At 74.8% G+C, this 13,890-nt stretch carries 14 protein-coding genes; 8 read left to right on the plus strand and 6 right to left on the minus strand.

The window, feature by feature from the left end; all coding sequences use genetic code 11:
- Positions 1-60: 60 nt before the first annotated feature.
- Positions 61-681, minus strand: coding sequence for an L-threonylcarbamoyladenylate synthase (locus AB2L28_RS10770; protein WP_370718729.1), 621 nt, complete (start codon positions 679-681; stop codon positions 61-63).
- A gap of 178 nt (positions 682-859) precedes the next feature.
- Between AB2L28_RS10770 and AB2L28_RS10775 the strand changes: the two genes are divergently transcribed.
- Entirely contained in the window at positions 860-1,426 is a 567-nt protein-coding gene (locus AB2L28_RS10775) for a manganese efflux pump MntP (protein ID WP_370718730.1), read from the plus strand.
- A 138-nt stretch (positions 1,427-1,564) separates the two neighbouring features.
- Here the strand turns inward: AB2L28_RS10775 and AB2L28_RS10780 are convergent, their stop codons facing one another.
- Positions 1,565-2,281, minus strand: coding sequence for a GNAT family N-acetyltransferase (locus tag AB2L28_RS10780; protein WP_370718731.1), 717 nt, complete (start codon positions 2,279-2,281; stop codon positions 1,565-1,567).
- A 141-nt stretch (positions 2,282-2,422) separates the two neighbouring features.
- On the opposite strand from AB2L28_RS10780, the gene AB2L28_RS10785 reads away from it, so the two are divergent.
- On the plus strand, positions 2,423-4,006 hold the full coding sequence (locus AB2L28_RS10785; RefSeq protein WP_370718732.1) for a methyl-accepting chemotaxis protein: 1,584 nt from the start codon (positions 2,423-2,425) through the stop codon (positions 4,004-4,006).
- Between the two features lie 24 nt (positions 4,007-4,030).
- On the opposite strand, the gene AB2L28_RS10790 is transcribed toward AB2L28_RS10785, so the two are convergent.
- Together AB2L28_RS10790 and AB2L28_RS10795 are read right to left on the minus strand one after the other, a co-directional pair.
- On the minus strand, positions 4,031-4,990 hold the full coding sequence (locus AB2L28_RS10790) for an NAD-dependent epimerase/dehydratase family protein (RefSeq protein ID WP_370718733.1): 960 nt from the start codon (positions 4,988-4,990) through the stop codon (positions 4,031-4,033).
- Positions 4,987-6,432 (minus strand): aldehyde dehydrogenase (NADP(+)), encoded by a 1,446-nt coding sequence (locus AB2L28_RS10795; protein WP_370718734.1) that lies wholly within the window; start codon positions 6,430-6,432, stop codon positions 4,987-4,989. Before AB2L28_RS10795 ends, AB2L28_RS10790 begins: the two co-directional genes overlap by 4 nt.
- 179 nt (positions 6,433-6,611) lie before the next feature.
- Here AB2L28_RS10795 and sucC point away from each other — a divergent pair, with 179 nt between their 5' ends.
- From sucC to AB2L28_RS10810, 3 genes are all read left to right on the plus strand, one after another.
- On the plus strand, positions 6,612-7,790 hold the full coding sequence (gene sucC, locus AB2L28_RS10800; protein WP_370718735.1) for an ADP-forming succinate--CoA ligase subunit beta: 1,179 nt from the start codon (positions 6,612-6,614) through the stop codon (positions 7,788-7,790).
- A 3-nt stretch (positions 7,791-7,793) separates the two neighbouring features.
- The gene (gene sucD / locus AB2L28_RS10805; RefSeq protein ID WP_370718736.1) at positions 7,794-8,693 is read left to right on the plus strand and encodes a succinate--CoA ligase subunit alpha; all 900 of its coding nucleotides are present in this window, start codon (positions 7,794-7,796) and stop codon (positions 8,691-8,693) included.
- A 138-nt stretch (positions 8,694-8,831) separates the two neighbouring features.
- Positions 8,832-10,076, plus strand: coding sequence for a cell division protein PerM (locus AB2L28_RS10810; RefSeq protein ID WP_370718737.1), 1,245 nt, complete (start codon positions 8,832-8,834; stop codon positions 10,074-10,076).
- 24 nt (positions 10,077-10,100) lie between these two features.
- Here the strand turns inward: AB2L28_RS10810 and AB2L28_RS10815 are convergent, their stop codons facing one another.
- Both AB2L28_RS10815 and AB2L28_RS10820 read right to left on the minus strand, forming a co-directional pair.
- Positions 10,101-10,529 carry a hypothetical protein gene (locus AB2L28_RS10815; RefSeq protein WP_370718738.1) on the minus strand — a complete coding sequence of 143 codons (429 nt, stop codon included), beginning with the start codon at positions 10,527-10,529 and terminating at the stop codon, positions 10,101-10,103.
- Between the two features lie 38 nt (positions 10,530-10,567).
- Complete coding sequence (locus AB2L28_RS10820; RefSeq protein ID WP_370718739.1) at positions 10,568-11,092, minus strand: VanZ family protein; 525 nt, start codon at positions 11,090-11,092, stop codon at positions 10,568-10,570.
- A 227-nt stretch (positions 11,093-11,319) separates the two neighbouring features.
- Between AB2L28_RS10820 and purN the strand changes: the two genes are divergently transcribed.
- The 3 genes from purN to AB2L28_RS10835 are packed head-to-tail and all read left to right on the plus strand — an operon-like array spanning position 11,320 to position 13,845.
- Positions 11,320-11,979, plus strand: a complete 660-nt coding sequence (gene purN, locus AB2L28_RS10825; RefSeq protein ID WP_370718740.1) for a phosphoribosylglycinamide formyltransferase — start codon at positions 11,320-11,322, stop codon at positions 11,977-11,979.
- Positions 11,979-13,550: a bifunctional phosphoribosylaminoimidazolecarboxamide formyltransferase/IMP cyclohydrolase gene (gene purH / locus AB2L28_RS10830; RefSeq protein ID WP_370718741.1), complete on the plus strand. Its 1,572-nt coding sequence runs from the start codon at positions 11,979-11,981 to the stop codon at positions 13,548-13,550. Before purN ends, purH begins: the two co-directional genes overlap by 1 nt.
- Before the next feature lie 13 nt (positions 13,551-13,563).
- Complete coding sequence (locus AB2L28_RS10835) at positions 13,564-13,845, plus strand: DUF3017 domain-containing protein (protein ID WP_370718742.1); 282 nt, start codon at positions 13,564-13,566, stop codon at positions 13,843-13,845.
- Positions 13,846-13,890 lie beyond the last annotated feature (45 nt).

Consider the following 13,890-nt stretch of genomic DNA (forward strand, 5'->3'; position numbering starts at 1 on the left):
CTGCTCCGGGTGGGGTGGACGAATCGTGGTGGTCCTACCCGCCCACCCCGGCGCCAACCGTCACTCGAAGCGCGAGGGGTCCCCGGCGCCGACGCGGACGACCTCGGGGTAGCCCTGCGACCAGTCGACGACCGTCGTCGGTTCCGTGCCGCACTCCCCGGCGTCCACGACGGCGTCGACGACGTGGTCGAGCTCCTCCTTCACCGACCAGCCGTCGGTGAGGGGTTCGTCGTGGTCGGGCAGCAGCAGCGTGCTCGACAGCAGCGGTTCGCCGAGCTCGGACAGCAGCGCCCGCACGAACGGGTGGTCGGGGATGCGGACCCCCACGGTCTTCTTCTTCGGGTGCGCGAACCGGCGGGGCACCTCCTTCGTGGCCGGGAGGATGAACGTGTACGGGTTGGGCGTCGCGGCCTTCACCGCCCGGAACTGCACGTTGTCGAGGTGCACGAACTGCCCGAGCTGGGCGAAGTCCGAGCACACGAGGGTGAAGTGGTGCCGGGCGTCGAGGTGGCGGATGCGACGGATCCGGTCGGCGCCGGTGTGGCTGTCGAGGCGGCAGCCGAGGGCGTAGCAGGAGTCCGTCGGGTAGGCGATCAGCGCGTCCTCGCGCAGCACCGCCGCGAGCTGGGCGACCGACCGCGGTTGCGGGTCCTGCGGGTGCACCTCGACGAAGCGGGCCATGGGGTCACTGTAGGACCGGGGTCCGCGCGGCGCCGCCGGTGCGCCGAAGACTTGTCCACGCTGGTTCGGAAACGTGGATCGGGTTGTCGTGCAGTCGATCCGCTGGAGCACCGCGAGTTCCCCCCGGTGGCTGCCCGTGGTTCCCTGGGCGCTGCTCCCAACGGAAGGCCGTCCCGCCGTGTCCCTGTGGACCCTGTTCGTCATCGCCGTCGGCGTCTCCGCCGACGCCTTCGCCGTCGCGCTCGGCAAGGGCCTGCACCTGCGGCGCCTCACCGTCCGCAGCACCGCCGCCCTCGCCCTCGCGTTCGGCCTCGCCCAGGCCCTCATGCCCGTCCTGGGCTGGGCGCTGGGCCGGCAGTTCCGCGGCTACGTCACCGCGGTCGACCACTGGGTCGCGTTCGGGCTGCTCACCCTCATCGGCGGCAAGATGCTGTGGGAGGCGTTCACGGGCGGGGCCGACGACGAGGAGGACAGCGACGGGATCCCGCTGCGGCAGCTGCTGCTCCTCGCCGTGGCGACGAGCATCGACGCCCTGGCGGTGGGCATCAGCTTCGCGTTCCTCGACGTCGCCATCGTCCCCGCCGCGGTGGCCATCGGGGTGACGACGGCCGCCCTCACCGCCGTGGGCGCGGTGGTGGGGCACCGGGCGGGCAGCCGGTTCGGCAAGCCCGCCGAAGTGCTCGGCGGGCTGATCCTCATCGCGATCGGCGTGAACATCGTGCTGGAGCACACCGGGGTCCTCTGACGTCACGGCCGATCCGGGCGGTGTCGCAGGGACGTGCGCTCGCCCCGGGAGCACCCGGACCCGGTGATGACCCCGGCAACCGATCTCCCCCGGCCCCTCCGGTCGTCGTCGCCGCAGCGAGTCCGTCGCGGTTCCCGGTCAGGCCCGCGGCGTCTGGACGGCCGCGAAGTCCAGCGTGCGGCGCAGCCGGAACCCCAGGTGCTCGTAGAGCCCGATCGCGCCCGTGTTGTGCGCCGCCGCGTGCAGGAACGGCAGCTCGCCGCGCTCGCGGATGCCGTGCGCCACCGCCCGGAGCAGCGTCGTCGCCAGACCGCGCCCGCGGGCGGCGGGGTCGGTGCAGACCGCGCTGATCTCCGTCGCCCCGCCCAGGCGCAGGCGTTCCCCGGCCATCGCGAGCAGGCGGCCGTCCTCGCGGATCCCGAGGTAGCGGCCCAGCAGGCGCGTGCGGCGGCCGAACGGGCCCGGTCGGGTGCGCTCGACGAGGTCGAGCGCGTCGTCGACGTCGTCCTCCCCGAGCTCGAGAACCCCGGGGACCCCGGGGACACCTCCGTCCGGGTGGGAGGCGAAGGCGTCGGTCGCCACGAGCTGCACACCCGGCAGCGCCCAGAGCAGCTCGAACCCGGCGGGGGGAGCGGTGGCCAGGGCCGGGACGACGACCGTCGCCCCGGGGCCGGCGGCCGCCGCGAGGTCCGCCCACGCGGCCGGGTCCGCCTGGTCGGCCAGACCGCCGAAGGGGGAGACGTCCCCGGGGTAGCGGCGGGCCGCTCCCGCGCCGAGGGCCAGGTGCGCGTGGACCCCCGTCAGCGCGGTCCACACGGGGTTGTCCAGGCGGCTCTCGAGGAGGGGGTCGGGCACGGGGGCATCGTGGCAGACCCCGCGGTGGGGGCGGCGCCGGCCGTGATCCAGGACCCGGGTCTCAGGTGCGTGAGGCGCGGGTCGATGGACGACTGCGGGCGCCGTGCCCGTAGTCGTCCAACCAGAGGCGAGGGTGTCGTCGTGTCCTTCTTGCGGAACCTGCGGGTCGCGTCGAAGCTGATCGTCGGGTTCGGGCTGGTGACGCTGCTGCTCGTGGCCTCGATCCTCGTCGGGGTGGTGCGGCTCCACCAGGCGCAGGGCAACCTGACGAACCTCGCCCGGTCGGGGATGGTCTCGGTGCAGACCGTGGAGGAGACCAAGACCGCGCTCCTGAAGGTGCGCTCGGACGTCCTCGCCATCGCGGTCTCCTCGACGGAGGACGAGAAAGCGTCCTCCCAGCAGGAGCTGGCGGCCGACGACGAGGCCCTCGACGACTCCTTCACCGCCTACCTGGCCTCGAGCCCGAGCAGCACGGCCGCCCAGCGCGACGCCTACGCGACCGCCCTGGCGAGCTACCGCACGGTCCGCCAGGAACTCGTCGGCTACGCCGTCGCCGGTGACGTGGACTCCTTCGACACCCTGCGCCAGGGGACGGCCACGCCCGCTGCGAACGAGGTGCTCGACGCCCTCACCGTGCTCGTGACGGCGGAGACGGAGGCGGCCGGGCAGCAGGTCGCCCAGGGCACGTCGGCCTACCGCACCTCGGTCCTGACCCTGGTCCTCGTCGGAGCGCTCAGCATCGCCGTCGCCGTCGTGGCCACCGTCGTCATCACGCGTTCGATCGTCCGTCCCCTCGGCCAGACGCTGCGCCTCGTGGAGGGGCTGGCCGACGGCCGCCTCGACCAGCGCGTCGAGTACACCGCCCGCGACGAGATGGGTCAGCTCGCCACCGCGCTCAACACCTCGACCGGCAAGCTCGCCGGTGTCGTCCGCGAGGTCACCCGCCACGCCGGGGACCTGTCGGCGTCCTCGCGGCAGCTGACCTCGGTCGCCGGAACCCTGTCCGCCGGTGCGGCGCAGTCCGCCTCGCAGTCGCAGGTGGTCTCGGTCGCGACCGGGGAGATCAGCGCGAACATCGGGACCGTCGCGGCGGCCGGGGAGGAGATGACCTCGGCGATCCGGGAGATCGCGTCCTCGACCGCGGCGGCCTCGCAGACGGCGGCCACGGCGGTGGCTGCGGCGGCCGACGCCGAGGCGACCATCTCCCGGTTGGGGGCTTCGAGCCGGGAGATCGGTGAGGTGGTCAAGCTGATCACCTCGATCGCGGAGCAGACGAACCTGCTGGCGTTGAACGCCACGATCGAGGCGGCGCGGGCCGGGGATGCGGGCAAGGGGTTCGCGGTGGTGGCCGGTGAGGTGAAGGAGCTGGCGCAGCAGACGGCGCGGGCGACGGAGGAGATCGTGGCGAGGGTGAACGCCACGCAGGCCGATGCGGGGGCTGCGACGGGGGTGATCGGGCAGATCGCGGAGGTGATCGGGCAGATCGACGGGTTGCAGGCCACGATCGCGGCGGCGGTGGAGGAGCAGTCGGCGACGACGAGTGAGATGGTGCGCAACGTGACGGAGGTCTCGGGCGGGTCGCAGGAGATCGCGGCGAGCATCACCGGTATCGCGCAGGCGGCGGGTCAGACGACCGAGAGCGCGTCGGTGACCGCGGCCACGGCTGAGGAGGTCTCCCGCGCGGCGCACCGGCTGGGCGAACTGGTCGCGGGTTTCCGCGTCTGACGCCTCGCGTCCGGGGACCGTGGTTCAGGGGCGGGGGAGCAGTCCCATCGCCTCCACGGCCGCCCGCACGGCGTCCAGCGACGTCCCCGGCGCGTAGCCGAGGAGTTCCCGCGCTTTCCGGGTGCTCGCGGAGTGGCTGCGGGACAGGTGCTCCCAGCTCGCCTCGGCGTGCTCCCCGGCGGCGGCGCGGAACTCCTCCCACGTGACCGACCGCAGGTTCGCCTCCTTCCCCCACCAGGCCGCGGCCGCCCGGGCGAAACCCCGCACGGTGAGGGCGCGGTCGGAGACGGCGTGGAAGCTCTCGCCCGCCGACACGTCCGGCCGGGCGAGCGCGAGCTCGAAGAGCTGCGCGACGTCGTCGGCGTGGACGTGGTGCATCGTCTCCAGCCCCAGCCCCGGCACCAGCAGTTCACCGCCGCTGGACAGCGCCTCCCAGACGCCGGGGTCGAGGTTCCCCAGGGGGGTGATGACGGGCCAGCCGGGACCGCTGATGTGCCCGGGGTGCACGACCGTGCTGCGCAGTCCACCGGACCGCGTCTCGGCGTGCAGGAACTCCTCGATCTCGGCCTTCTGCGTGCCGTACGGCCCGAACGGCTCCCGCGGGTCGTCCTCGCGCAACGGGGACGCGGCCGCGGGCCCGTGCACCCAGATCGTCCCGCAGTGCGCGTGGAACGCACCGGTCGGTCGCAGCGCCTCGACGAGTTCCCGCGCCTGGTCGAGCGTGAAGCAGACGAGGTCGACGACGGCGTCCGGGCGCAGTTCGGCGATGCGCGTCCCGAAGGTGCCGGCGGCGGCCTCGGCCTCCCGGTCGGCGACGACCCGCTCGGCCCGGTCCCAGGCCGGGTCGGCGTGGTACGGCTCCCGGGTGCCGCGGCTCACGGCGCTCACGCGGTGGCCCGCGCGCACCAGCCGCGGGACGAGGAAGCTGCCGACGTGGCCCGTCGCGCCGACGACGACGACGTGCTGCTGCTGCGTTTCGCTCACGGGGTCCGGTCCTTCAGCTCGTCGGGCAGGGCGGTGGCGGGGAAACCCTGGAACGCCACCGGACGCTGCCACCGGGTGATCGCGGCCGTGCCCACGGAGGTCGTCGTGGGCGTCGTCGTGGCGGGCCAGGGGCCGCCGTGCTGCTGGGCCGCCGAGACGGTGACCCCCGTCGGCCAGTCGTTCCAGACCACGCGGCCGACGTGCTCGGCCAGCAGGGCCGCGACCTCCGCGGCCAGCGGGTCGTCCGCCCCCGCCTGCACGGTCCCGGTCAACTGCCCGGGCAGGACGTCGAGGACGTCGCGCAGCTCGTCCTCGCCGGAGTAGCCGACGACGAGCCCGGCCGGCCCGAACGCCTCCAGCTCCAGCAGGTGCGGGTTCGCCACGACGTCGGCGGCGGACACCGCGAACACCTGGGCGGCGACCCCGTCGGGACCGGCCGCGCCCTCGACGGCGGTCCGCACACCGGGCTGGGACCCCAGGTCCGACGTCGCGGCCCCGAACCCCTCGACGATGCCCGGGTGCAGCATCGGCCCGGGGACGGGCAGCTCGACGGCCGAGGTGAACGCGTCCACGTCGGGGACGAGGACGACGCCGGGGTTCGTGCAGAACTGCCCCGCACCCAGCGTCAGCGACCCCACCCAGCCGGTCGCGACGTCCGCGCCGCGCTCGGCCCAAGCGGCGGGCGTCACGACGACGGGGTTCACGCTGCCGAGCTCGCCGTGGAAGGGGATGGGGTCCGGGCGGGAGACGGCCAGGTCGAACAGCGCCCGGCCGCCGTGCACCGAACCCGTGAACCCGGCCGCGCGGACCCGCCGGTCGGTCAGCGCGGTCTTCGACGCCTCCACGCCCTCGATGAGGGCGAACGCCCCCTCGGGCAGCCCGACCGCGGCCAGCGCGGCCGTCACCTGCCGGGCCGTCGCCAGGGACAGCCGCGGGTGGCCCGGGTGGGCCTTGACCACGACGGGGCAGCCGGCGGCCAGGGCCGAGACGGAGTCGCCGCCGAAGACGCTGAAGGCGAAGGGGAAGTTGCTGGCCGCGAACACCAGCACCGGCCCGATCGGGACGACGGTGCGCCGCAGGTCCGGGCGCGGGCCCATGCCCCAGTCGGGGTCGGCGTGGTCGACGCGCGTCGGCAGCAGCGACCCGTCCCGCAGCCCCGCCGCGAACAACCGGGCCTGGAAGACCGTCCGCGTCAACTCGCCCTCGAGCCGGGCCTGCGGCAGGTGGGTCTCCTCGGCGGCCAGGGCCACGAGGTCGGCGCGCGCCCCCTCCAGGGCCCGGGCCACCGCCTCCAGGGCGTCGGCCCGTTCGCCGGGCGCGGTGCGGGCCAGCGGCCGGGCCGCGGCGTGCGCGGCGGCGAGGACCGCGTCGAGGTCGGCCCGGGTGGTGTCCTGGTGGGTGTCCTGGTGGGTGTCCTGGGTGGTGTCCTCGGTGGCATCCATGGTCACCCCATCCTGGCCCGCCCGTCCGGACCCCGCGAGCCGGGTGTGACGGGCGTCTCCACACCTGGCCGGACGTCCGCGCGGCAGCGGGACTAGGGTGCTGGACGCCCGTTGGACTGGTGCCGAAGCCGGCACGGACAGTCACTTCCGACCGAGGACGAGGAAGACGAGGAACTCCGGTGGACCTCTTCGAGTACCAGGCGCGCGACCTGTTCGCCGCGCACGGCGTACCCGTGCTGGACGGCAGGGTCGCGACCACCCCCGAGGAGGCCCGGGCGGCCGCCGAGGACATGGGTGGCGGGACGGTCGTCGTCAAGGCGCAGGTCAAGACGGGCGGCCGCGGCAAGGCCGGCGGCGTCAAGGTCGCGCACTCCCCCGAGGAGGTGCAGCAGCGCGCGGGCGAGATCCTGGGCATGGACATCAAGGGCCACACCGTCCACCAGGTGATGATCGCCCAGGGCGCGAAGATCGCCGAGGAGTACTACTTCTCGGTCCTGCTCGACCGCTCCCACCGCACCTACCTGGCCATGGCCAGCGTCGAGGGCGGCGTGGAGATCGAGCAGCTCGCCGTCGAGCGCCCCGAGGCCCTCGCCCGCGTCCCCGTGGACGCCCTCGTCGGCATCGACGCCGCCAAGGGCGCCGAGATCGCGCGGGCCGCCGGGTTCGCCCCCGAGCTGCAGGACGCCGTGGCCGACGTGTTCGTCAAGCTCTGGAGGGTCTTCGCCGCCGAGGACGCGACGCTCGTCGAGGTGAACCCGCTGGTGCGCACCGAGTCCGGTGACGTCGTCGCCCTCGACGGCAAGGTGACGCTGGACGAGAACGCCGACTTCCGGCACCCCGCGCACGCCGACCTCGTCGACGCGGCGGCTGCGGACCCGCTCGAGGCCAAGGCCAAGGAGCTGCACCTCAACTACGTCAAGCTCGACGGCGAGGTCGGCATCATCGGCAACGGTGCGGGCCTGGTGATGTCGACCCTCGACGTCGTCGCGTACGCGGGGGAGAAGCACGGCGGCACCAAGCCGGCCAACTTCCTCGACATCGGTGGTGGCGCCTCCGCGCAGGTCATGGCCAACGGCCTCGACGTCATCCTCGGCGACCCGCAGGTCAAGAGCGTGTTCGTCAACGTCTTCGGCGGCATCACCGCCTGCGACGAGGTCGCCAAGGGCATCGTCTCCGCGCTCGGGATCCTCGGCGACGAGGCGACCAAGCCGCTCGTCGTGCGCCTGGACGGCAACAACGTCGAGGAGGGGCGCCGCATCCTCGCCGAGGCCGCGCACCCGCTCGTGACGGTCGTGGACACCATGGACGGGGCGGCCGACAAGGCCGCCGAGCTCGCCAACACCGCTGGGAAGGCCTGAGCGATGTCGATCTTCATCAACTCCGACAGCAAGGTCCTCGTCCAGGGGATGACGGGCTCGGAGGGACGCAAGCACACCCAGCGCATGCTGGCCTCCGGCACCCGGATCGTCGGCGGGGTGACCCCCGGCAAGGGCGGGCAGTCCGTCGACTTCACCGGCGCCGACGGCTCCCCCCTCGCGGTCCCGGTGTTCTCCTCCGTGGGCGAGGCCCGCGAGGCGACCGGCGCCGACGTCTCGGTGATCTTCGTCCCGGCGAAGTTCACCAGGGGCGCCGTCGTGGAGGCCATCGAGGCCGCCACCCCGCTCGTCGTCGTCATCACCGAGGGCGTCCCGGTCCACGACACCGCCGAGTTCTACGCGATGGCCGCCGCCTCGGGCACCACGCGCCTGGTCGGCCCCAACTGCCCCGGCCTCATCAGCCCCGGCCAGTCCAACGTCGGGATCATCCCCGCCGACATCACCGAGTCCGGCCGCATCGGCCTGGTCTCGAAGTCGGGCACGCTGACCTACCAGATGATGTACGAGCTGCGGGACATCGGGTTCTCCTCCGCCGTCGGCATCGGTGGGGACCCGGTCATCGGGACCACGCACATCGACGCCCTGCAGGCGTTCCAGGACGACCCGGACACCGACGTCATCGTGATGATCGGGGAGATCGGCGGTGACGCCGAGGAGCGCGCGGCGAAGTTCATCGAGGCCAACGTGACCAAGCCGGTCGTCGGCTACGTCGCCGGCTTCACCGCCCCCGAGGGCAAGACGATGGGCCACGCCGGGGCCATCGTCTCCGGCTCGGCGGGCACCGCGCAGGCCAAGAAGGACGCCCTCGAGGCGGCCGGGGTCAAGGTCGGCAAGACGCCGTCCGAGACCGCCAGGCTGGCGCGGGAGATCTTCCAGAGCCTCTGACCCGGGGGGTTCGACCGTCGGCCCTGCGCTCCCGGTCCACCGGGAGCGCAGGGCACCCCGGCGTCCGCGGGCCCGACGCGCGTCCGGGCGGGTGTCGGTGCCGCCCGTTCGGGCCCGGACGGGGCAGCATCGACGGTGATGTCCACACCCACCGACCGCCCCGCCCGCCAGGCCCGCCGCGCCCGCCCCGCCGCGGCCGACCTCGCGCCCCTGTTCCCCGCCGCCGTCCGCGCGGTCCTCACCGTGCTCGTGCCCCTGGTCGTGCTGTGCGTCGTCGGCTGGATCGCCTCGGTCCGCTCCACGTCGTCGCTGGCCGCGGTCGCGCGCGTGGGCGCCGACCTGTGGCTGCTCGCGCACGGCAGCACCGTCGCGATCGTCGGCGGCGACGTCGGTCTCGCCCCGCTCGGGCTGACGCTGCTGGCGGGGTCGTCCGCGCGCCGCGCGGTGCGGATGTGGCACCGCGACCAGGTGGCCGCCGAGCGCGAGGTCCCCTTCGGCCGTGCCCTCGGCGTCTTCACCGCCTGCTACGGCCTCCTCGTCCTGTTCGTGGCGCTGGTCTCGCGCAGCGGCGTCGGCGCGGCCGGGCTGCTGCCCTCGCTCCTGGGGGGCTGCCTCGTCGGGGGTGTCGGCGCGCTGACCGTGCTGTGGCCGCACCGGCCGCGCGTGCCGGAGTTCGCCGCGGCCGCCGCGCGCCCGGCGCTCACCGCGACGCTCGCCCTCACCGGTGCCGGTTCCCTCCTGACCCTCGCCGCCCTCGTCCACGGCCGCGACGACGTGCTGGCCCTGCACCGGGCCCTCGACCCGGGGGTCGTCGGCGGGCTCCTGCTGACCCTCGGGCAGGCGCTGCTGCTGCCGACGTTCGCCGTGTGGGCGCTGGCGTGGGCGAGCGGGACCGGTTTCGCCGTCGGGACGGGGACGTCCGTCGCCCCCGGGGGGACGTCGCTGGAGGTCCTGCCGACGCTGCCCGTCCTCGGTGCGCTGCCCGCGCCCGGACCGACCCCGGCTCTGGCGTGGGCGGCGATCGCGCTGCCCGTCGTCGCGGGGGCCGCCGCCTGGTGGCTGCACACCCGGCGCGGGCCCGAGGTCGCCGGGTTGCTGCACCGGTGCGGGGCCGCGCTGCTGTCCGGTCTGGGCGCCGGGCTCGCGGTGGCCGTGCTCGCGGCCTTCGCCGCCGGCCCGCTCGGCCACGGCCGGATGAGCGAGGTCGGTCCCGACGCCCTGCTGACCGGCGTCGTGGTGGCCGGGGAGGTCGGCGCCGGGGCCGTGCTCGCGGTGCTGCTGGGCCGGGCCTGGCGGGCCCGGCGCGGGACGAAGCTGGTCGTGACGCTGCCCGACACCGGTGCCGGGCAGGGGCGGGAGCCGCGCAAGCTGCTGGGGGAGTGAGGGCCGACGCCTCGGGGGGAGGACTCAACGCTGCGCGCCGGACCCTTCGAGCAGTTCGAGCAGCAGCCGAGGCAGGGGGGCGAAGCAGTCCTGCGCGGGTGACCCGGTCAGAGCTGCGGCCCGCCCGGCGGCCACGGTCAGGCCGAGGCCGGCGAGCACCACGTCCAGGTCGTCGCCCTCCACGCCGACACCGGTCACCCGCCACTCGTCCCCGGCGGCGGCCAGGTCGACGACGACGTCGGTGCACCTGGTCCCCCACCCGTCGAGCGGCTCCCGGCTGCTCGGCAGTCCCGGGAACCGCGCCGCGAGGTCGGCAGCGGCCGCGCACCAGAGGATCTGCCGTCGCCCGTCGCAGACACCAACCCCTCCGGCGGCGAACCCGCGGGGGACCAGGACGGCATCGACGCCTTCCCGCAGCCGGTCGACGGTGCTCGGCTGCTCCGGGTGGGACACGGGGTGAGTGTCCCGCACGTCCCCGGTCCTCGAGGTCCTCAGCGAGCCGGGGGACCTTCCTGCCAGCGGAAGCGGTCCACCACCGCGCGGACGGCTGGGACCCGGTCGAGGAGGGCCAGCAGGCCGAAGCCAAGGAGACCACCGACGGCGTTGGACAACAGGTCGTTAACGTCGGCCACGTGACCTCCGCCCAGGGTGCCGCCGGTGACGAACTGGGTGACCTCGATGGTCGCGCTGACGGCCGCTGAGACGACCAGCACGCGCACCCACGAGGGACGGGTCACCACCAGGGCCACCAGGACCCCCAGCGGGACGAAGACGGCGACGTTCATCGCGAAGTCGGCCGGTTCGTACCCCACCACGGGGACGAGGTTCAGGAGGTCCGACCACGGTCCGGTGCCCGTGGGCTTGTCGAGGTAGATCGGGAAGACGGTGTTGGCGACGATGCCGGCGAGGTAGACGCACAGGGCGGCGGCCACGGCGGCCCGCGGCAGCGACAGGCGGTCACGTCGGCGCAGCGACCAGAGCAGCCCCAGGAAGGCCGCTGCGGCGATCGGGACCACGACGGGGAGGACAGGTACCTGGCGGAACAACGTCTGGGCTCCTGGTGCGGGCACCGCCGTGCCGGCGGTGGGGGGCGGGTGGGGTCGTGATCATCGCAGGGGCCGGGCGGTGCGCCGCGTTCCAGCGGTCCGCGCGGCCCGGGAGGTGCCGGAACGTCACGCACCGCCCCTGCGCGCCCGCCGTGGTGGTTCGGGAGCCGGGGCGCCGGCGGCTAGAGTCCGTGCACGTGCCTGCCGGTGACACCGTTCCCGAGTCCGCAGCCCCCGCGTCCACGGCTCCCGTGCGGGTGGTCGTGCTCGCGTCCGGGTCCGGCTCGACGCTGCAGGCCCTGCTCGACTCCCCGGACCGCGGCGCGCTGTGGGAGGTCGTGGCCGTCGGCTCCGACAAGCCCGGGGTGAGCGCCCTCGACCGCGCCGCCCGCGCCGGGGTCCCGACCTTCACCGTGGCGCCCGCCGACCACGCCGACCGGCCCGCCTGGGACGCCGCCCTCGCCGCCGAGGTCGCCCGCCACGAGCCCGGCCTCGTCGTCCTCGCCGGGTTCATGCGCATCCTCGGGGCCCCCCTCGTGGAGGCGTGCGCCGGGCGGATGGTCAACACGCACCCGGCGCTGCTGCCGTCCTTCCCCGGCGCCCACGGCGTGCGCGACGCCCTCGCCCACGGCGTGAAGGTCACCGGCTGCACCGTCCACCTCGTCGACGCCGGGGTCGACACCGGCCCGATCCTCGACCAGTCCGCCGTGCGGGTCCTGCCCGGCGACGACGAGGCGACCCTGCACGAACGCATCAAGACCGCCGAGCGCGACCTGCTCGCCCACGTCGTGAGCCGGCTGGCCCGCGAGAGCACCCACCCCACGAGCACCCACCCCGAGAGGACGGCACCCCGCTGATGGACCCCCAGGCCACGAAGGTCCCCGTGAAGCGCGCGCTGGTCAGCGTCTACGACAAGACCGGTCTGGAGGAGCTCGCGCAGGGCCTGCACGCCGCGGGCGTCGCGCTCGTGTCCACCGGCTCCACCGCGACCCGCATCGCCGCCGCGGGGGTGCCCGTGACGCCCGTGGAGGAGCTCACCGGGTTCCCCGAGTGCCTCGACGGCCGGGTCAAGACGCTGCACCCGCGCGTGCACGCCGGGATCCTCGCCGACCGCCGGCTGCCCGACCACGTCCGCCAGCTCGCCGAGCTCGACGTCGAGCCGTTCGACCTCGTCGTCGTCAACCTCTACCCGTTCGCCGCCACCGTCGCCTCCGGCGCCGCGTACGACGAGGTCGTCGAGCAGATCGACATCGGGGGCCCCTCCATGGTCCGCGCCGCCGCCAAGAACCACCCGAGCGTGGCCGTCGTCGTCGACCCCGCCCGCTACGACGACGTCCTGGCCGCCGTCGGCGACGGCGGGTTCGACCTGACCTCTCGCCGCCGCCTGGCCGCCGCCGCGTTCGCGCACACCGCGGCCTACGACACCGCGGTCGCGACGTGGTTCGCCGAGCAGACCCTCGACACCGACGACGAGGGCTGGCCCGCCGTGACCGGCCTCGCCCTCGAGCGGACCGCCGTCCTGCGCTACGGCGAGAACCCGCACCAGCGGGCCGCCGTCTACGCCGACCCGACCGCGGCCCCCGGCATCGCCCAGGCCGTCCAGCTGCACGGGAAAGCCATGTCCTACAACAACTACGTCGACGCCGACGCCGCCCTGCGCGCCGCGTACGACCTGTCGGGCCCGGCCGTCGCCGTCATCAAGCACGCCAACCCGTGCGGCATCGCGACCGGCACCGACGTCGCCGCCGCCCACGCGCAGGCGCACGCGTGCGACCCCGTCTCCGCCTACGGCGGGGTCATCGCCGCCAACCGGGTCGTGACCCGGGCCATGGCCGAGCAGGTCGCCCCCGTCTTCACCGAGGTCGTCATCGCCCCCGGGTTCGAGCCGGAGGCGCTGGAGGTGCTGCAGGAGAAGAAGAACATCCGCCTGCTGCAGCTGCCCGAGGGGTACGGGCGCAACGCGCAGGAGTGGCGCCACGTCTCCGGCGGCGTCCTCGTCCAGACCCTCGACGCGGTCGACGCCGACGGGGACGACCCGTCGGCCTGGACCCTCGCGGCGGGGGAGGCGGCCTCCCCGGAGGTGCTGGCCGACCTCGAGTTCGCCTGGCGCGCCGTCCGCTCGGTGCGGTCCAACGCGATCCTGCTGGCCAAGGACGGCGCCTCGGTCGGCGTCGGCATGGGCCAGGTCAACCGCGTCGACTCCTGCCGCCTCGCCGTCGATCGCGCCGGGGCCGAGCGCGCCGCCGGTTCGGTCGCGGCCTCCGACGCGTTCTTCCCCTTCGCCGACGGCGCGCAGATCCTGTTCGACGCCGGGGTGCGGGCCGTCGTCCAGCCGGGCGGGTCGATCCGGGACGCCGAGGTCGTCGAGGCCGCGACGGCGGCGGGCGTGACGATGTACTTCACCGGCGCGCGGCACTTCGCCCACTGACCGGGGCACGGACGTGGCCGGTCCCGAGCGCGTGCCCGCACCGGGCAACGCCGTCCTGCTGACCCTCGTCGGCGGGATCGTCGTGGCCCTGGGGCTGACCCTGCTCGCCGGTCCGGTCGCCGGCGGGCTCCTGCTCGGGGCCGACCTCGCGGTGGCCGCGGTCCTGCGGCTGGTGCTGCCGGTGCGGATCGCGGGGGCGCTCGCCGTCCGCTCCCGCGGGATCGACGTCGCGATGCTGCTGGTGCTGGCCGCGTCCTGCCTCGTGCTGGCCGGGGTCGTCCCCACCCCCGTCTGAGGACGGCCGGACGCCCCCTGCGGGGTGGAGGGGGCGTCCGGCCGT

Source organism: Kineococcus mangrovi, from assembly GCF_041320705.1.
Classification (GTDB): Bacteria; Actinomycetota; Actinomycetes; order Actinomycetales; family Kineococcaceae; genus Kineococcus; species Kineococcus mangrovi.